Origin of the sequence: Winogradskyella helgolandensis (assembly GCF_013404085.1) — a bacterium.
Taxonomy (GTDB): domain Bacteria; phylum Bacteroidota; class Bacteroidia; order Flavobacteriales; family Flavobacteriaceae; genus Winogradskyella; species Winogradskyella helgolandensis.
Map to the genome: position 1 here is coordinate 752,710 of NZ_JABFHO010000001.1, position 19,835 is coordinate 772,544.

The following is a 19,835-nucleotide window of genomic DNA, read 5'->3' on the forward strand; positions in this document are numbered from 1 at the left end:
AATTGCCCTAAAATAGAGCGATTGAGTTAAATTTATAACGGTTTCAGATAACATTTAATTCTTTACCAACTTTAGTAAAGGCTGCAATCGCTTTATCGAGTTGGCTTTTATCATGAGCAGCAGAGAGTTGCACTCTAATTCGGGCTTTATCTTTTGGTACTACAGGAAAAAAGAATCCTATTACATAAATCCCTTCTTCTAAGAGCTTATTCGCCATAGTTTGAGATAGTTTGGCATCATATAACATCACAGGCACAATAGCAGAGTCACCATCGACAATATCAAAACCGGCTTCCTTCATTCCTTTCTTGAAATACTTCGTGTTCCAATCTACTTTATCTCTTAACGTTGTATCATTTTTAAGCATGTCAAAAACCTTTATAGAAGCTCCAACAATTGCTGGTGCCAAAGAATTTGAAAACAAATAAGGTCTAGAACGTTGACGCAAAAGCTCAACAATCTCTTTTTTAGCCGTCGTATAACCACCCATGGCTCCACCAAGTGCCTTTCCTAAAGTTCCGGTAATAATATCTATTCTACCTAAAACACCTTTTTCTTCTAGAGTTCCGATACCTGTTTCACCAATAAATCCTGTGGCATGACATTCATCAATCATCACCATAGCGTCGTACTTGTCGGCTAAATCACAAATTTTATCTAAAGGTGCGACTAAACCATCCATTGAAAACACACCGTCGGTTACAATAATTTTGAAACGTGCTCCATTAGCATTCGCTTCAATTAATTGTGTTTCTAAATCTGCCATATCGTTATTTTGGTAACGATATCTTGCCGCTTTACATAATCTTACTCCATCTATAATTGAGGCGTGATTTAATGAGTCTGAAATAATAGCATCTTCTTTTGTTAATAAAGGTTCGAAAACACCTCCATTAGCATCAAAAGCAGCTGCATATAATATAGTATCTTCAGTACCATAAAAATCGGCAATTTTTTGTTCTAGTTCCTTATGAATATCTTGAGTTCCACAAATAAAACGTACCGAAGACATCCCAAAACCATGCGTATCCATAGTGTCTTTTGCAGCTTGAATGACATCTGGATGCGATGATAAACCCAAATAATTATTAGCACAGAAGTTTAAAACTTTTTGTCCAGTATTAAGGGTTATTTCGGCTCCTTGAGGTGATGTTATAATGCGTTCTTCTTTAAAAAGTCCAGCGTCCTTTATCGATTCTATTTCTTGTTGTAAATGATTTTTTATATCTCCGTACATTGTGTTTGGTTTTGAATATGAAACAAAGATACTATGAAAAATTAGACTTCGAGAACTTCGATTGTGTCATTTATATAAACTAGTAATTTATGCGTCACGGTTAAATTCATCTGATTTAAAACAGCCTCATAATCCTTAAGTTGATTCTCATGAAATTCTTTAGCTTCACCTGTTTTATAATCAATTATTATAGCTTCATTTTTTGAATTTATATTAAGTCGGTCTGGTCTTAAAAGTTGACCAGAACTAGTTATAATATCGCGTTCATTATAAATCTTGAAATCACTAGTATAATAAGTCTTTAACTTTGGATGCTCCAAAACATCTAGGACTAATACTTTTAGAGCATGGATGTTAGTTTTAGTGACATCTCCGGATATTAATAAATCATTAAACGCAAAATCAAGATCTTCACTCGTTTTAATTTTAGATAAAATTAAATGAACTAAGTTTCCACGTTCAATTGCCGCTTCTTGTTGCGTATCCCACAGCAATCCAGAATTGGTTACTATGTTTAAATTATGAGCTTCTTTTGGTACCGAAATTAATTTTAGTGGACGTGTTGTGATTTCCTTATCTGAACTATTTTCATTTGGTTTCAAAATCCCAAAACTATAATTAAGTTGGCTATCCGACCATTTATCTTGGTGTTGCAAGAACTTTATAAACATACCAGCATAGGTATTCTCATTAACCACACCTTTAGAACTCACATCTTTTTTTGAAATAATATACAACTGCTCAACCGCTCTTGTTAAAACCACATAAAGTAAATTAATATTATCTAACTCTAATTGCGATTGGTGCGTGTTGTAAATAAGCGTTCCTGTTTCCCCAAAATTCTCTACATCTTTATTATAATTAAGGAGTAAAGTGTCAAAGGTGTTATAATTTTCAGCTTCAACAGGGAACCAAACTTTTGGCTCTAATTCTCTGTAAATATTAAGATCTGCATAAGGAAATATCACCACTGGAAATTCTAAACCCTTCGACTTATGAATCGTCATTATCTGAACGGCATTCATATTCTCTGGTGTTACAACGCTTAAATTATCTTCTTTCTTTTCAAAATAATTAACAAAAGCAGCAATATCTGCATTTTGCTTTTGCGTGAATTCTAAAACTACATCCAAATAAAATTGAAGATAGGCATCCGAAGTTTCATTAAGATTGAAAAGTCGTACTACGTGTTCTACTAATTCATAAAGTGGTAATTGAAGACATTGGTTTTTATCTATATAAATATTCAGCTGTTTTAGTTCTAAAAACATCTCGTCAAGATCCTCCCTTAAATAGGTAACAAAAAACTGGTGTTTATCTTCAATATGGTGTTGTTCTGCTAAATAAGAAAGCACTTCAATCTTTAGACTATCATTATTAGGTTGAATAAGCAGTTTTAAAAATGAATTAATAAAATTAACCTTATCCGAATTTTTTAAAAGCAAGGTTTCCGAAGACGTAATTTTAATACCATTTTCATTCAAATATTTTGCAATGGCAACACCTTCTTTTCGTTTTCTAACTAAAACACAAATATCATCTAAGGGAAATCCATTGACTTGACATTCTTTAATCGTTTGAAGAACTTGATTAGCATACATTTCATGACTATCATCTTCTTTTTGCACATCTAAAAAATTCAGATTTACATAACCCTCAGAACTATTATACATTTTTTGGGTTGCCTTTTCATAAAGATCGGCATAAGCCGTTTCACTAAAGGCGGTTTTACTTAAAAACTCAAAAAACGAATTATTAAATTCAATAACCGCTTTAGAACTCCTATAATTACTATCTAAAGTTAAAACCTCAGCGTCAAGTTGAAACGGGTTTTCAATTTTATTATACAGTTTTATAAATTGTTCTGCTTCACCTCCTCGCCATCTGTAAATAGCTTGTTTGGCATCACCAACCAACATCGCAGAACCATTAGCTGCTGATAGTGCATTTTCTAATAAGGGTACTAAATTTTCCCATTGCATTTTTGAAGTATCCTGAAATTCATCAATAAAATAATGCTTAAACTTTTCACCCAACCGTTCATAAATAAAAGGGGTTGGTTGATTTTTAATTTCTTTACTTATTATAGTGTTGAACTCTGAAATCAACATTTTATTCTGATCTGCTTTTAAAGCATCTAATTCATTTTTAATGGCATTTAAAACAGACAATGGAGTGATATTTCTGTAAAATCCTTTTTTCAATTTTATATCGAAAATAGTCGTTTTTGAATCCTCAAAATATGTCGCTAATTGTGGCTGAATGCTTTCTATGGTTGAAGAAACAATCTCAGTAACACGCTTTGGATACATAGTATTTCCTTCCTTTAAATCGTTTTGCCAAGCCGCATCAAAACCAACAGAAAATTGACCAGTACTTAATTTTTCAAAATGCTTGGGAAGTGAACTTCTATTAAAATCATCAAATTGTAATCCTGATTCTTCAATTAAAGTTAAAGCTGAATTTGCTGTGTTTATAATGTTTTCTTCAAGCTGAAGGATTTCTTTAGATAACTGCTGTTTTAAAATCTTAAAATCTTCAAGGGTTTTTTCCTTTAAAGTCTGAATGGCAAATAGGTCATTCTCATTGACTAATAATTTTGAAATCTTATTAAAATCATAACTAATGTCCCAACTTTTATCGTCGTCTGCTTTTTCTATCGCAAAATCCACGAGGACTTTAGTTAAGGTTTTATCACTTCCTGCTTTAGCGATTAAACTATCGACAGCTTCGTTTAGGAGGCGTTCTTGATCGAGTTCGACTTCAAAATTAATAGGTAATTTTAAATCGTGTGCAAACGTTCTAATCACTCTATGTGTAAAACCATCAATAGTAGAAATATCGAAAGCACCATAATTATGAATGATATGTTTTAATATCCGTTTTGATTTTGTGTGAAGAACTTCTGGCTTAATTTCCAATTCATCACAGATGCCAACAAACATAGGATGCGGTTCTGTCAAGCTTTTTTCCGAAGAAAAAGATTTTAGCATATCTATAATACGTTCTTTCATTTCACCTACCGCTTTATTGGTAAAAGTGATTGCCAAAATAGATTTAAATTGGTCTAGACTTTTAGACTGAATCAGTATTTTTAGATAGGCTTTGGCTAGTGTAAATGTTTTTCCACTGCCTGCAGAAGCGTTGTATATTTTGAAAGCTGAATTTTGCAAGAGATAATTTTTATACCAAAATAGGGAATCTTAATAGTTTATTAAGAGAAAATTACAGACAAAATTGTAAATTTGAGTTCAAACAATAAAATAACTAATTAAAATCAGAAATATTATGGCTTTCGAACTACCGAAATTAAAATATGCTTACGATGCTTTAGAACCAAATATAGATGCTCGCACAATGGAGATCCATCATACTAAACATCACCAAGGCTACACAAACAATTTAAATGCAGCTATTGAAGGCACCGATTTAGAAGGGAAAACGATAGAGAACATCCTTATCAACCTTGATATGGATAATAAAGCGGTTAGAAATAATGGTGGTGGATTTTACAATCACTCATTATTTTGGGATGTGATGAATCCTGAAGGAAAAGGTCGTTTATCTGGTGATTTAAAAGATGCTATTGAAGCAGAATTTGGATCTTTTGAGGCGTTTAAAGATGCTTTTTCTAAAGCTGCTGCTACACAATTTGGTTCTGGATGGGCTTGGTTGTGTGTACATGAAGGTGGAAAAGTTGAAGTATGTTCTACACCTAACCAAGATAACCCGTTAATGCCTGGCGTAACTTGTGAAGGTACACCAATTTTAGGGTTAGACGTTTGGGAACACGCTTACTATTTAAACTACCAAAACAGAAGACCAGATTATATTAACGCATTCTTTGATGTTATCAATTGGAATGAAGTTGAGCGTCGTTATGCTGAAGCGAAATAAGTAAAAGCTTAATTTTTATACATTGAAAAATCTGAGTCTTGCGAAAGGCTTAGATTTTTTTGTTTTATAATTATTTTAAATTCATTAAAGAACCTCTGTTATCGTAAACTTATTTTCCCTAAACATAACCTCATCACCAACAGTTTTAGACAGTAACAACTGTGCGATTGGTGTGGCTGCAGATATAGCAAAATAAGAGGTATTATCTATGATGATTTCACCAGCACTCATAGCTATAAAATAATTGGATAGACTTGTTTTAACTACGCTTCCTAAAGCCACTTTATTGTGTTTGGATTCAATATTTACTTTTTGAAGTATTTGCTTTTGTTTTTCTATTTCAGCCAATTGATGACCTGCTTTTTCACGTTCTAATTGCAGCATCGCTCTACCGGTTTCGTGCTTATCACCCGCACTACTTTTTGTTTCGGATTGTAATGAATTTTGAATGTCTGAAATTGTACTGTTAACCGTTAATAAACGGTCGTCAATAAACTTTAAACAGGATCTATACAGTGCTTCTTTTAAAGTCATTTTTGAGGATTTAAGTCCAATTTTCCATAGAATCGCATCTGTTTTACAATCCACTCTTTTCGTTTTTGAATATAGGTCGATGCTGGATTTGCACGATATTTCCTAGGGTTTGGTAACACGGAAACTATGGCAGCAGCCTCATATGCCGTTAAGTTAGCCCCCGATTTTTTAAACCAATGGTGCGATGCGGCTTCCACACCGTAAACACCTGGTCCCATTTCAATACTGTTTAAATAAACTTCGAGAATACGTTCTTTACTCCAGATAGTTTCAATCAAAAACGTAAAATAAACTTCTAAGCCCTTACGAACCCAGCTGCGATTTGGCCATAAAAACACATTTTTAGCCGTTTGCTGACTTATAGTGCTAGCTCCTCTAATACGGTTTCCTTTTTTATTATTTTCGTATGCTTTTTCAATAGCCTCAATATCAAAACCATTATGCTCTAAAAATTTTTGATCTTCACTGCAAATAACGGCTAACTGTATATTTTTAGATATGTGTTCGATTGGTACCCAATTGTGTTTCCAGCTTTTTTCTTCATCAGTACTTTCAACATAACGAATAACCATTAAAGGTGTTACCGGAACAGGAACATACTTAAATAAAACCACCAGGCTTACAGAAAGAATAGCGAACCAGATAAGCAATTTAACCAAAAATCGAAATAGTCTCTTCATAAATTAATCTAATAAATCCGCCAACTGTTTCCCAACGGTGCTGCCAATTGCAATTCCCATTCCTCCCAAACGCACTCCGCAAAACACATTATTGGAGACTTGTTTTACGATTGCTTTTTTCTGTTTACCAACTCCCATAATTCCGGACCATCGATGATCGATTTCAAACTTAATACCTGGTAAAATGGTAGTTTTTAAAAGGTCTTCAAGTTTATTTTGTATGCGTTCTGTTTCTCCAAACACTGTAGTTTCTTCAATTTTAAAATCGAGATTCCTTCCACCTCCAAACAAGAGTCTATTATCTATGTTTCTAAAATAATAATACCCTTCATCTAAATGAAATGTGCCTTTAATAGATAAATTCCCTATCGGTTTTGTTATTAAAACTTGAGCTCTAGCAGGTTTTACTTCAGAAATATTGAGCTGTTTTGCAAATCCATTAGTGGCAATAAAGAGTTTTTTTGTTGTTATATCGAAATGAGTCGTCTTCATTTTTACCGAATTTGAATCTTCAGAAAACACTTCAACTGTAGTATTATTCAATATTTTTATGCCTAAAGATTGGACTTTATGCAATAAAGCATCCATCATTTTTCCAGTATCAATTTGCCCTTCAAAAGGATTAAAACTATAATGGGATTTTATCTCTTTAAATCCAAAGCTATTTTTCTTAAACGAAAAAACCTCTGTATTAAAAAGTGGATACAATAGTTGATTGATTTGTTGCTGTTTTTCAACACAGGAATTATATAATGTTTCATTAGTATCTAAGAACAATTCATAACCTCCTAAATTTTGATAATCTATAATAGTATCTCCAAGAGTTTCTCTAAGAATTTGAAGACCATTAATACGTTTTTTTACCAGCTCTAGGACTTCTTCCTCTGAATGCCGTTTTAAATCGTCTATAATCTCACTTAAACTTCCGAAACACGCAAAACCAGCATTTTTAGTACTAGCACCTTGTGGAAGTATTCCTTTTTCAAGAATTAAAATCTTAGAATTTGGAAATCGTTGTTTTAGTTGTAAGGCACAATTAAGACCTACAATGCCACTACCAACAATTGTATAATCAATGTTAGATAACCAGTTTTTTATTTCCCAATATGATAAGTTCATAGCATAAAAAAAAGCTCCTAATTTAGGAGCTTTTAAAGTAATAAAATATATTCTTAATCTACTATAATTTTCTTAGTCACTTTTTGTGATCCATCCATAATAGTTAACAAATACACTCCAGATTGTGCATTATTAAGCTGAATCGTTTCGTCAAACCTACTAACGTTATTGTAGTTTTTAGTATAAATAGATCTCCCTCTAATATCATAAACAGCGACAGAGATATCTTCACCTGATTTTGGATTAAAATGAATATTAAACTCCCCGTTATTAGGATTTGGATAGATGCTTAATTGATCTAGTTCGTTATCTTGAACAGATAATACCGCTTCGACAGAATTTTCACAAACCTCAATCGTTACTGAATTTATTGAACTAACAGTACCATTCACTGTACTGTCAAAAATATAGAATACCCAATCTCCTTGAGAATTTGTACCATCTACAACAGATAAGGCATCTTCTGAAACAACACTGTCTCCGTTACTTAATGTTGAACAATTAATCGCACCACCTTCATCGTCAAAAACAAAATTTGGATTAGCACTACCTGAACATTCTTGAGATGCTAATCTTACTAGAAATGCACCTGAATATTCTGGATGTCTAAAACCATATAATAAATCACCGCTATTTGGGTGCGTAATATCTACAGAGATATTTGCATCAGTCATTGTTAATGCAGCTGGAATATTTAAAGTATACCCACTATAACCAGTATCACTTTCTGGCACCGTTAAACCACCGAAATCAAAATTATAACTTTCACAAACATCTACAGCTTCATAAATATAATTACCGATGGCGAAAAAAGACGTGTTAAGATTAAAAAAGATATTTCCAGAACCTTCGACCATTATCCTACATTTTGCTCCGCTTACATTAGGTACAACAATCTGGTGAGAGCCGTCATTTGGAACATTAGTAGCTAAAAAAGTATCATAGGTTAAACCTTCGTCTGTAGAAAGACGAATGTTAACATTGGCTGTATTAACTCCGTTACCAGTTGTACCAGCAACATTCCAAGTTATGGTTTCTGTTTCACCGGGTGTCCAAACTATTTGATCCGCAGTTTGTGATGTTACTGTAAACGGACCTGCTGCTGCAATATTATTAATGGTCATTTGATCTGAATCTGTTTGACCTCCTCTAGCATCATTATCTCTTACAGTTAATGCAAAAGTCATACTTCTATTAACACTTGATAATTTTTCCCATGTAGTAGATGTCCCGCCATTGTTTAAAACGTCTGCGAGTCTTGGCACATATCTAATTGGGTTTTCAGTGCCTTCAAATGACCTTACTAAAGGACCTGAAAAAGCTGTTTCAGTTGGCAGACCTGCTGATCCTAAATCATATTGTTCCCATGTGTATGTTAATGTTTCCATTCCATCATCATCGGTAGAACCATCTCCATTTAATTTATAAGGAGTGCCTTGAGGTATGGTATAATTAGAGCCTGCATTTGCAACTGGTTCTGTGTTTCCTGTAGATGTTCTATTTACAGGACATGCACCAGTGCTAGTTACATGACTCCAGATTCGGTTAATACTATTCTGGTGGAAATAAGCATCACTACCAACTTGAATATTATCAGAACCACAGATACCTGCATAAGCCATAATTGTTGTACCACTGCCTGGCTCGTAGGCATTTGAAGCGGATCTGTTTCCACCTGCGCAATTACCCACAGTTCCATTAAAAGTATGTGGTGCTCCGAATTGATGACCTAATTCATGTGCAACAAAATCTATATCAAAAGCATCACCGATAGGTTGTGTAACTCCTGTAACCCCTCGTGCTTTAAAGTTAGTATTACATGTTACACCCTGAGAAGCTAATCCACCTGCTCCTGTACTAAAGGTGTGACCAATATCATAGTTACTAGACCCAATAACCGAATTAATCACACTTTGACTTTGACCAATAAGAATAGACTCATTATCATTAGAAAATGGATCATCGTCGCCATCTGTATATATGATACTCGAGTTATTGGCAATTAAGGTTAAAGTAATTGATAAATCACGCTCATAAACACTATTAACTCTAGTTAACGTTACAACTATTGCAGCCATAGCATCAGCAACCGTTCCTCCATGAAATTGCGTATATTCTCCTGTACACGCAACTGCAATACGATAATTTCTTAACGTTCCATCATTTGCATTTTTTGATGGAGGAGCTTCAAAGCTCGTCGTATCAAGAAGCGGATCATCTATAACACCACATTCAAATTCAAAATTTCTATCGGATAAATCTCTTTTAGAATAAACAGTGTAGATATCTCCCTCTTTAGAGAATGGATCAATAAATTGAGTACCATGAGATGTTCCTAAAATAATGGCATGAAACCCTTTAGAAGTCATACTAAATCTTATTATCTCAGTAGGATTATCAACACCTTGGCCAGCATAAGTTTTCATATCTGGAAACTGTGCTTGAAGTTCTGATTCCATTATTGAAGCTTCAAATATTTGAAACTGTTTTAATTTACCTTCTGAATCAGGAATAGAAATAATAGTATTTCCTGGATTTTTTCTATCTCCAATATTTTGAAGTTCCACTTTTAATTGTTCAATATTTAGTTGGAAAAACTTTTCGGATTTAAGTTGAATTTTTCTTACAACTTGTTCGAATTGTTGAGCTTTCTGAGCATTAATACTCGTCCATAATTCACTCGAATTTTGACCTTGACTGGACATTGAAAAAAACACAATGATAATTGTGCTGATTTTTAAAACGTAATTCTTAAGCATAATTTCTTTTTTTTATAGCTTATAAAGTTAAGCTATTTATATTTAAAAGCCCGTTACCCCATAAAAACACTATATACTTTAATATTCTACTTGAAACAAAAAACCCAAACGTAAACGTTTGGGTTTTAATCTATTCTTCAATCTGTTTTTCTAACTTAAAGTCTTCCATGAATTTAGTAGTATAGTTCCCTGCTAAATACTCTGGATGATCCATTAGTTGTCTATGAAAAGGGATGGTAGTTTTTATACCTTCAATCACAAATTCATCTAATGCACGCTTCATTTTATTAATCGCTTCTTCTCTTGTTTGCGCTGTTGTGATTAACTTAGCAATCATAGAATCGTAATTTGGAGGAATACTATAACCTGCATAAACATGCGTATCTAAACGAACTCCATGTCCGCCTGGTGCATGTAGCGTTGTAATTCTACCTGGTGACGGCCTAAAATCATTGAAAGGATCTTCGGCATTAATTCTGCACTCAATAGAATGTAAGTTTGGCGTATAGTTTTTACCAGAAATTGGTACTCCTGCTGCTACCAATATTTGCTCACGAATCAAATCGAAATCAATAACTTGTTCTGTTATTGGGTGTTCAACTTGGATACGTGTATTCATTTCCATAAAATAGAAGTTACGGTGCTTATCTACCAAAAACTCTACTGTTCCTGCTCCTTCATATTTAATGAACTCCGCAGCTTTTACGGCCGCTTTACCCATTTTAGTTCTCAATTTATCTGTCATAAACGGAGAAGGCACTTCTTCTGTTAACTTTTGATGACGTCTTTGGATTGAGCAATCGCGTTCTGATAAATGACATGCTTTTCCGCGTGAATCACCAACGATTTGTATTTCAATATGGCGTGGCTCTTCAATGAGTTTCTCCATATACATATCATCATTTCCAAAAGCTGCTTTAGATTCTGAACGCGCAGATTCCCATGCATTTTGGAGATCTTCAGCTTTCCAAACAGCTCTCATTCCTTTTCCTCCACCGCCTGCAGAAGCTTTAAGCATTACAGGATATCCTGTTTCTTTAGCGACTTTCACACAGTCTTCAAAAGTTTCAATAACTCCTTCACTACCTGGCACACATGGCACACCAGCAGCTTTCATGGTTGCTTTTGCATTGGCTTTGTCACCCATTCGGTTAATCATCTCTTCAGATGCACCTATGAATTTTATACCATGCTCTTCACATATTTTTGAGAACTTAGCATTTTCAGATAGGAATCCATAACCCGGATGAATAGCATCTGCATTTGTAATTTCTGCAGCTGCAATAATATTTGATATTTTAAGATAGGATTCACTACTTGGAGGTGGTCCAATACAAACAGCTTCATCAGCAAACTTTACATGAAGACTTTCAGCATCTGCTGTAGAATATACAGCTACCGTTCGTATACCCATTTCTTTACAGGTTCTAATAACTCTAAGCGCTATTTCACCTCTATTGGCAATCAGTATTTTTTTAAACATAACTTTTAGGTATTTAAAATTTCAAATTCCAAATTTCTACATATGAGAAATTAATCTTTGGAATTTTAAATCGGGTTATGATGGATCTACCAAGAATAATGGCTGATCGAATTCTACTGGTGATGAATCATCAACAAGTACTTTAACAATTTTACCAGAAATCTCTGATTCAATCTCGTTAAATAATTTCATAGCTTCGATGACACAAAGTACATCTCCTTCTTTAATATCTGTACCAACCTCAACAAAAACGGGTTTGTCTGGAGAAGGCTTTCGATAAAATGTACCTATTATTGGAGATTTTATTGTAATATATTTTGAATCTTCAGTTGCAGCTGCTGGTGCAGCTTCTTGTGCAGGTGCAGCAGCTTGTGCTGGTATATGCTGTTGCATTACTGGAGCTGCTTGCATTGGCATTTGTTGTACAATTGTGGTATCGCTTTCTGAACCAGTTCTAATGGTGATTTTAATATCATCCATTTCTAACTTAACTTCGCTTGCCCCAGATTTGGCAACAAATTTAATTAAGTTCTGAATTTCTTTTATATCCATAATTTTAGATATTTTGATTAGTTAGTTTTTAGTTAGGAATTATAAGCCCACTTAAGATAAATTGAGCCCCAAGTAAATCCGCCACCAAAGGCAGCAAATATAATTTTATCACCTTTTTTAAGTTGTGATTCGTAATCAAACAATAATAATGGCAACGTTGCAGAAGTTGTGTTACCATACCTCTGAATGTTCATCATTACTTTATCTTCTTCTAATTCAATTCTATTAGCCGTAGCATCAATAATACGCTTATTGGCTTGGTGTGCTGCTAACCATGAGATATCATCGTTTGTAAGATCATTTCTCTTCATAATCTTCTCTGCGACATCTGCCATGTTAAAAACAGCATTTTTAAATACTGTTTTTCCATCTTGAAAAACATAATGTTTGCCTTCGTTAAAAGTATCTTCGGTGATAGGATATGAAGACCCTCCGTAAGTGGCTTGTAAAAAATCTCTTCCGTCACCATTACTTCTAAGTAATTCATCTTGTAAACCTAATCCTTCTTCATTAGGTTCAAAAAGTACAGCTCCTGCACCATCACCAAAGATGATACACGTTGCTCTGTCTTTATAATTTATGAATGATGAATTTTTATCGGCTCCTATTAAAAGAATTTTTTTATAGCGTCCTGCTTCAATATATGCTGTTGCTGTAGACATTCCGAAAAGAAAACTAGAACATGCAGCTTCCAAATCGTACGAAAACGCATTTACGGCTCCAATTTGTGTTGCTGTATAGGCAGCTGTTGATGCCGCTTTCATATCTGGTGATGCCGTACAAACAATAACCAATTCAATCTCTTTTGGGTCTAATCCTGTTTTTTGAATTAGATCTTCAGCCGCTTTTATGGCTAAAAACGATGTACCTTTTCCATCCTCTTTAAGAATGCGACGTTCTTTAATACCAGTTCTTGAAGTGATCCACTCATCATTGGTTTCAACCATTGTTTCGAGGATTTTGTTCGTTAAAACATATTCAGGAACGTAGCCTCCGACAGCTGTAATTGCCGCTGTGATTTTACTCATTATTAGCTTTTAGATTAATTAAAAGTATGAAAAATTGACAAAAAATGTAGTGTTTCATTCAATTTTCCTCGTTTTTTGGCAAATAGTAACGCAAAGTAAGTGGTTTTTGCTGTATTGAAAAAATAATAACAAAAAAAACGCTCACATAGGAGCGTTTTCTTGTATGCACGCATAGTACTTATGCTGCGTTTTCTTCTTCAACAGAGTTGTCAATAAGGACTTGACCTCTGTAATATAGTTTACCTTCGAACCAATGTGCTCTATGGTATAAATGTGGCTCACCAGTTGTTGGGCAAGTTGCTATTTGAGGTACAGAAGCTTTATAATGTGTTCTTCTTTTATCTCTTCTTGTTTTCGATATTTTACGCTTTGGATGTGCCATTTTAAATGTTATTTATCCGTTAATAGTTTTTTTAAATTATTCCAACGAGGATCAATATCCTCTGATGATTTTACTTTATGGTCCTCACTAGGACTTAATTCTTCTAATTTTGAAAGTATGTCTGATTGTAATGTACCATCTTCAATACCTGGATGAATTCTTTTAATAGGAACTGCTAAAATTATCAGCTCATATATATATTGTGCTACATTAATTTCATATTCGCCATGAGGTATAATTAAGATATCTTCATTATCATCGTTATACTCATTTCCAAACTTAACTACTAATTTAAAATCGTCGTTGATCGCTTGGTCATAAGGCTCATTCGTAATATCGCAATTCAAATTTATTGAACCTTTAGCCGAAAAATACAACTCTAAAAGGGTTGATCTTTTCTCGAATTCTAGGTCAATTTTAACATCAACTGCATTATATTCATCAAATTCAAAATGCTTAAAGAACGTATTATCAATTTGAAAATCAAAATGATGCATTCCTATCTTTAAACCTACAAAAGGGATCGTATAAGATTTTAATGCCTTCATTATCACATTCAATTTGAGCGTGCAAATATATAACTTTTTCCTTATTTAAAGCCTAGATATCAACAAATTTTGTTTATAACTATCGAGATCCCTTTTTTAAAGGGTTTTTACTGTAGTAATTATACTCCTCTCTGTGTCTAAAAATATCTATTGCTGTAACTATGGCTTGTTTCATGGAACTCTCATCAGCTATACCTTTTCCTGCTATTTCATATGCTGTACCATGATCTGGTGACGTTCTCACTTTATCTAGACCGGCTGTGTAATTAACCCCTTTCCCAAAAGCAATCGTTTTAAAAGGAATTAAGCCTTGATCGTGATAAGAAGCAATTATAGCATCGAAATTTCTATACGTGTTAGAGCCAAAAAAGCTATCAGCCGAATAAGGTCCGTAAACTAAAGTGCCTTCAGATTTTATTTTTTCTAAAGTGGGTTTTAAAATGGTATCATCTTCATTTCCTATAACTCCATTATCACCTGCGTGTGGATTAATAGCTAAAACAGCAATTTTTGGTTTTCTAATTCCGAAGTCCTGCTTTAATGATTTTGTAACCGTTGCTATTTTCTCCTTAATCAGATCTACTGTAATAGCATTGCTAGCATCTTTAAGCGGAACATGGTCTGTTAATAGCCCAACTCGCAACTCATCAGACACCATAAACATTAAACTTTTTCCATTTAAGGCTTTAGCTAAATAATCTGTATGACCTGGAAAGTTAAATGTTTCCGATTGAATATTATGTTTGTTTATAGGAGCAGTCACCAATACATCTATAGTTCCTGCTTTTAAAGCATTTGTAGCGGCTTCCAGAGATTTAATAGCGTATTCTCCTATTTTTTTGTCTTCTGTTCCGAATTCAATTTTTACAGGTTCGGTCCAAACATTAACCACATTAACTTTTCCATGAACTACTTTTTCTGGAGAATCAATACTGAAAAAATTAATTTTACTATTAAAATGAGTCTTAAAGAATTGCATTGTTTTTGCCGAAGCAAAAATCACAGGAGTATTTAGCTCTAAAGATCTTGGATCTTCATAAGTTTTAATGACTATTTCTGCACCAATACCATTTAGGTCTCCAATAGAAATCCCTACAATTATCTTTTCGTCTTTTTTCATTTTTTGTCTTTAACTTTGTAACTGCAAATTTAACTAAATAAAGTACAAATTATGTTCACAGGTATTATAGAAGATCTCGGTACAATCGAAAAAATAAATAGAGATGGAGGAAATCTTCATATTACAGTACAAACCTCTATAACAAATGAATTAAAAATTGATCAAAGTGTTGCTCATAATGGTGTGTGTTTAACTGTTGTTGACATTGAAGGAGATACATATACAGTTACAGCTATCCAAGAAACGCTTGACAAAACCAATTTAGGATTTCTAAAAGAAAATGAATTTGTAAATATAGAACGTGCTATGAAACTTGGCGATCGCTTAGATGGCCATATTGTTCAAGGTCATGTGGATCAGATTGCTACTTGTGCAGATATTATTACAAAAGATGGCAGTTGGGTTTTTACTTTTGAATATGATAAGAGCCTAAACAATATCACAATTGAAAAAGGATCTATTACAGTAAATGGAGTGAGTTTAACGGTTGTGAATTCTCAATTGAATCGTTTCTCTGTAGCCATTATACCTTATACATTTAATCATACGACCTTAAAAACAATAAAAGTTGGTGATACAATAAATTTAGAGTTTGATGTTATCGGAAAATATGTAAAGCGTCTTAATGACCTAAGAAATTAAGCGTCTTTAATAGATAATTTATAAGATTTATAAATACCATAGCATAATGCAAGGGCAAATAAAACAACTATTCCTGTATCAATAGGAAGGCCAGGTGGTGACGGTGGTGCTGGAGGAGGAGGAACCGATCCTGTAGTTTCCTGAGCCATAGAAGCGAAACCTACAAAAAAAACTAAGATTGAGACAAACATATTTTTCTTATGCATTCTATTAATTATGGTGTAAAAGTATTAAAAAAAATGAGCTGACAAAATTAAATTCATTAAAAACATCTTTAAACGGCAAATTTTATCGATAAAACGCATAAAACGAGGTTAAGTTAGGGAAGTTACCTACATTTTTCATTATCATTCAATGCAAATATAATATTTAAATTATATAAACGATACACTGAATACGCTCAAATCACAAAATAAGCGTTTAACTGCCAATGGTTTCTAAAAATAAATCCGCAAAACAGCATTAGTAGTAATACCTAAAGAATATCTAGAAAATTTTATCGGATTAGTCTCACCATCAATTCTATAATAATTATTTATTGGATTTTTGACATCGGATACATTCCATGCTGAAATACCCACTTCTGAACGTAACGCTTTATTTATTCTAAATTTATAAAGTGCTGAAGCATCAATTCTAATGTATTCTTGCAATCTTTCGTTATTAGCGTTATCAAAATTTACGGCATCATTTATAACTTCACTACCTATTAATGGTATCGATGTTGGTTTGCCAACTCTATAGTTAAGTCCTGCAGATATATTCCACGTATCATTACTATAGGTTGCACCAAATGTAAAAGCGTGGGTGATATCAAAATTACTAGGAAACTCTATGTCTTCTAGAGTTTCAAAAGTGTAATCGTTTTTCATATAAGCGTAACTTAACCACATATTTAAATTATTGAAATTTTTTCGGACTAAAAATTCAGCACCAAAAACATCATAGCTACCTTTTTCTTTTTCAAATTCATATTTGGTAGTGAAACTTTGGCTTTGTGTGGTAATGCCATCTACGTTTTGATAATACCCTTTAACATCTAATAACCAACCTTTATTTTTATAAAGCAATCCTATTGACGCTTGTTTACTTTTAATAATAGGTATGCTATCGTTATCCGTAAGTTGCCATCGTCGTTTTTCTACTCCTAGAAAATCATTTTGAAAATTGATAATTTGAGAGGTATTTTGATGTTTAAATTCGCCTAAAGCTTCTAATTCAAAATGATTTCCTAAAGCTTTTCTAATACTTAAACGAGGTTCTATAATTAATTCATCAAACTTTTCAATATAATTAACTCTAGATCCTAATTTTACAATAAGATTTTTGTTTTCATTTTCGAACTTAGCGTGTGCAAAAACAGCTTGTTCTCTTAAAACTTCAGAGTCACGCCTAACAAATCGTGGCACATCAATGTCGTTGAGATTTGTAATTTCAGATTCAATGAAATTATACCCTAAATTAAATTGCCATTGGTTTTGGGTATAAAACCCTTCTAGTTTTACAGACGTTTCAGACACTATGTTTTCTTGCAAGAAGCGCTGTTCTGCCATAATATTAGCATTGACCGCTTGTAACTTGTAATCTGTATTATAAATATTGAGAACTGTGCTCAAGTTATCGTTCCATTGTCGTTTATAATTTAAACCTGCAGAAATACTCTTTTGAGAAATACTACTTTCTCGTGTTTCCTGTATACCATTAAAAAGTGCAGATTCATCAAAAGTTAAATCATTGTGTACGAGAAGAAAATTTAATCGTATAAAATCCTTATTCGTTGGGTTGTAAAGCCATCGTAAAGAGCTATCATAAAAATCGAAAGATTGATTTGAATTGGAAACACTAGTTGTATTTTCTTCTATTTCTGTGTCTTGCGTAACACGTTTAAAATAGGTTTCATAAGTTGGTGTGCGCACCAATTCATCTATAGATTTCCGTCCTGCAATTTGAACCGAAGATTTTTCGCCAATAGGTAGATTCAAAAATAAATCGGCATTAAGAAGGTTAAGACCAAAGGAACCTTCAAAACTAGAGTCAATATTTTTATTAGATCGCATATCAATTGTTCCTGAAACACCATCAGTATAAGAAGCATCTGTTCCGTTATTAATAACCGTTGCTGTTTGTGTCATCTGTGGATTAAAGCTTGAAATCAATCCGAAAAAATGACTAGATTGATACATTTTAATGCCATCCCAAAGCAATAAATTTTGATCGTTAGAACCTCCTCTTATATTAATATTAGAAACCGTTTCATCTACACTTATCACACTTGGCAATGCTTGAACAGTTTGTAACACATCAGACTCAATAAGTCCTGGCAACAGCGTGAACTTACTATAATCAATAGCGATACTTCCATCTCGCTGTTTGTCTATACCTTTTATAATATAACCGTTGAGTACTACAGAACTAAACACTTCTGCTTCTTCTATGAGCGTTATAGACTCACAACTATTAAGATTAAAAAACTCGGCTTGACGCTCTATGGTTTTAAAACCAATAAATCGGATGGTTAAAATAGCATCTACTGAAGGTATTTCAATTTCAAAATAACCTTCCTCATTGGTAACAGCATAATTACTTTTTGTATTAATTGTTGCTCCATAAAGTGGATTGTCTAAACGGTCTCGTACATAACCACAAACAGTAATCATTTCTGTGATAGAGATCACCACATCACTAATCTTCCTAAATTTTAAATGGGTTTGCTGTTCTAAGTTTTTAATTTTAGCCTTAAGACTTATGCTACTAGATATAGGAATTACATTAATATTTTTAAGAAGATCACTTTTATAATTAAAAGTGATGTTGTGCGCCTTAGAAATATCATTGAGTGCATCTATTATTGAAACTTTTTCGTCATTAGTTTGCGCGCTCACAGAAAGACAACACAAGAAACTTACTAGAAAAGTAATCCAATCAATTTTTAACATTACGGATCGTTACCTTTTCGTTATTTATAATACTATAGGTCAAACCAAGTGGCTGGGAAATAGATTTTAAAGCACTATTAAGATTGTTGTGCTCAAATGCACCTGTAAACCTTAAATTGTTAGCACTAATTGAATCTGTAACGCTAATATTATATTGATTTTCAAGTTCTAAAAGAACCGCTTTAATTGGTGCATCTTTAAATACACTCATCTTTTTAAGCCAATACGGTTCTGCAATTGCAACATTAGATTTTTGAGCCTTTCCTGAAACTAAAATAAACTCTGAACCTGCAGGCAATTGAATAGCCTCATCATTATAACGCACTTCTACTAAACCTTCATAGCAGGTAACTTTAAAAATACTGTCTTTGGATAGCACATTAAACTCTGTACCTAAAACACTCACTTTTCCAAGTGTAGTAGTGACGTCGAAACGCTTTCCTTTTTCAACATCAAAAAAAGCTTCCCCTTTCAGGTTTAGCGTTCTTTCGTTTTTCCAATTTGAAGAATTGTAGTCAAGTTGGGATAATTCATTAAGTTCTACTCTAGAATTATCAGGAAGTGTAATCGTTTCTTTTTGTGCTAAATCGGTTGAAATTATATTGGTATTATCTTTATTCAAAAATAAAAATAGTGCTAAACCAATTACAAAAATGGCTGCAAATCTTGAAGCTACTTTCATCCAATTGAAAGGTGTTGCTTTTTTATCTTGTAATCGTTTATCTAAAGTTTCAAAAGCCGGAACTTTTGCCTGATGATGGGCACCAAATCGTTGCGCTTCATCTACAATTTCTTCATACAGCTTTGCATCATCTAAAGCCTTAAAAGCTTTTGCTTCCGCTTCAGATAAGTCATTATCCAACCATTTTTTTAATAAATATTCTTTGTCCATAACTCGATGTTATACTTATAAAACAA

General features: G+C 33.3%; 17 protein-coding genes. 2 read left to right on the top strand and 15 right to left on the bottom strand.

What is annotated here, in order from left to right; translation table 11 throughout:
• Positions 1–43 precede the first annotated feature (43 nt).
• Both kbl and HM992_RS03035 read right to left on the bottom strand, forming a co-directional pair.
• Positions 44–1,237 (bottom strand): glycine C-acetyltransferase, encoded by a 1,194-nt coding sequence (gene kbl / locus HM992_RS03030; protein ID WP_178986477.1) that lies wholly within the window; start codon positions 1,235–1,237, stop codon positions 44–46.
• A gap of 41 nt (positions 1,238–1,278) precedes the next feature.
• Positions 1,279–4,410: a UvrD-helicase domain-containing protein gene (locus tag HM992_RS03035; protein ID WP_179318669.1), complete on the bottom strand. Its 3,132-nt coding sequence runs from the start codon at positions 4,408–4,410 to the stop codon at positions 1,279–1,281.
• A gap of 115 nt (positions 4,411–4,525) precedes the next feature.
• Between HM992_RS03035 and HM992_RS03040 the strand changes: the two genes are divergently transcribed.
• Positions 4,526–5,134 carry a superoxide dismutase gene (locus tag HM992_RS03040; RefSeq protein WP_195806598.1) on the top strand — a complete coding sequence of 203 codons (609 nt, stop codon included), beginning with the start codon at positions 4,526–4,528 and terminating at the stop codon, positions 5,132–5,134.
• 84 nt (positions 5,135–5,218) lie between these two features.
• On the opposite strand, the gene HM992_RS03045 is transcribed toward HM992_RS03040, so the two are convergent.
• The 10 genes from HM992_RS03045 to pdxA all read right to left on the bottom strand — a co-directional run bounded on the left by HM992_RS03045 (position 5,219) and on the right by pdxA (position 15,339).
• On the bottom strand, positions 5,219–5,668 hold the full coding sequence (locus HM992_RS03045) for a 3-oxoacyl-ACP synthase (protein WP_179318670.1): 450 nt from the start codon (positions 5,666–5,668) through the stop codon (positions 5,219–5,221).
• Positions 5,665–6,348: a monofunctional biosynthetic peptidoglycan transglycosylase gene (gene mtgA, locus HM992_RS03050; protein ID WP_179318671.1), complete on the bottom strand. Its 684-nt coding sequence runs from the start codon at positions 6,346–6,348 to the stop codon at positions 5,665–5,667. Before mtgA ends, HM992_RS03045 begins: the two co-directional genes overlap by 4 nt.
• Before the next feature lie 3 nt (positions 6,349–6,351).
• Positions 6,352–7,467 (bottom strand): NAD(P)/FAD-dependent oxidoreductase, encoded by a 1,116-nt coding sequence (locus HM992_RS03055; RefSeq protein WP_179318672.1) that lies wholly within the window; start codon positions 7,465–7,467, stop codon positions 6,352–6,354.
• 53 nt (positions 7,468–7,520) lie between these two features.
• On the bottom strand, positions 7,521–10,226 hold the full coding sequence (locus HM992_RS03060) for a zinc-dependent metalloprotease (RefSeq protein ID WP_179318673.1): 2,706 nt from the start codon (positions 10,224–10,226) through the stop codon (positions 7,521–7,523).
• Between the two features lie 130 nt (positions 10,227–10,356).
• Entirely contained in the window at positions 10,357–11,709 is a 1,353-nt protein-coding gene (gene accC / locus HM992_RS03065) for an acetyl-CoA carboxylase biotin carboxylase subunit (protein ID WP_178986471.1), read from the bottom strand.
• Positions 11,710–11,784: 75 nt separating this feature from the next.
• Positions 11,785–12,261, bottom strand: a complete 477-nt coding sequence (gene accB / locus HM992_RS03070) for an acetyl-CoA carboxylase biotin carboxyl carrier protein (protein ID WP_178986470.1) — start codon at positions 12,259–12,261, stop codon at positions 11,785–11,787.
• 32 nt (positions 12,262–12,293) lie between these two features.
• On the bottom strand, positions 12,294–13,289 hold the full coding sequence (locus tag HM992_RS03075; protein ID WP_179318674.1) for a beta-ketoacyl-ACP synthase III: 996 nt from the start codon (positions 13,287–13,289) through the stop codon (positions 12,294–12,296).
• A 178-nt stretch (positions 13,290–13,467) separates the two neighbouring features.
• Positions 13,468–13,671, bottom strand: a complete 204-nt coding sequence (gene rpmF / locus HM992_RS03080; RefSeq protein ID WP_092466088.1) for a 50S ribosomal protein L32 — start codon at positions 13,669–13,671, stop codon at positions 13,468–13,470.
• An 8-nt stretch (positions 13,672–13,679) separates the two neighbouring features.
• Positions 13,680–14,219: a YceD family protein gene (locus tag HM992_RS03085; protein ID WP_179318675.1), complete on the bottom strand. Its 540-nt coding sequence runs from the start codon at positions 14,217–14,219 to the stop codon at positions 13,680–13,682.
• Positions 14,220–14,298: 79 nt separating this feature from the next.
• The gene (gene pdxA / locus HM992_RS03090; protein WP_179318676.1) at positions 14,299–15,339 is read right to left on the bottom strand and encodes a 4-hydroxythreonine-4-phosphate dehydrogenase PdxA; all 1,041 of its coding nucleotides are present in this window, start codon (positions 15,337–15,339) and stop codon (positions 14,299–14,301) included.
• Positions 15,340–15,390: 51 nt separating this feature from the next.
• Between pdxA and HM992_RS03095 the strand changes: the two genes are divergently transcribed.
• A complete protein-coding gene (locus tag HM992_RS03095; protein WP_179318677.1) occupies positions 15,391–15,981 on the top strand; it encodes a riboflavin synthase in 591 nt (196 codons plus the stop codon).
• Here the strand turns inward: HM992_RS03095 and HM992_RS03100 are convergent.
• The 3 genes from HM992_RS03100 to HM992_RS03110 form a co-directional block, all read right to left on the bottom strand.
• Positions 15,978–16,187: a hypothetical protein gene (locus HM992_RS03100; protein WP_229720433.1), complete on the bottom strand. Its 210-nt coding sequence runs from the start codon at positions 16,185–16,187 to the stop codon at positions 15,978–15,980. The two genes, HM992_RS03095 and HM992_RS03100, sit on opposite strands and share 4 nt — an antisense overlap.
• Before the next feature lie 231 nt (positions 16,188–16,418).
• The gene (locus HM992_RS03105) at positions 16,419–18,917 is read right to left on the bottom strand and encodes a TonB-dependent receptor (protein ID WP_179318678.1); all 2,499 of its coding nucleotides are present in this window, start codon (positions 18,915–18,917) and stop codon (positions 16,419–16,421) included.
• On the bottom strand, positions 18,904–19,809 hold the full coding sequence (locus HM992_RS03110) for a FecR family protein (protein ID WP_179318679.1): 906 nt from the start codon (positions 19,807–19,809) through the stop codon (positions 18,904–18,906). Before HM992_RS03110 ends, HM992_RS03105 begins: the two co-directional genes overlap by 14 nt.
• Positions 19,810–19,835: the final 26 nt, after the last annotated feature.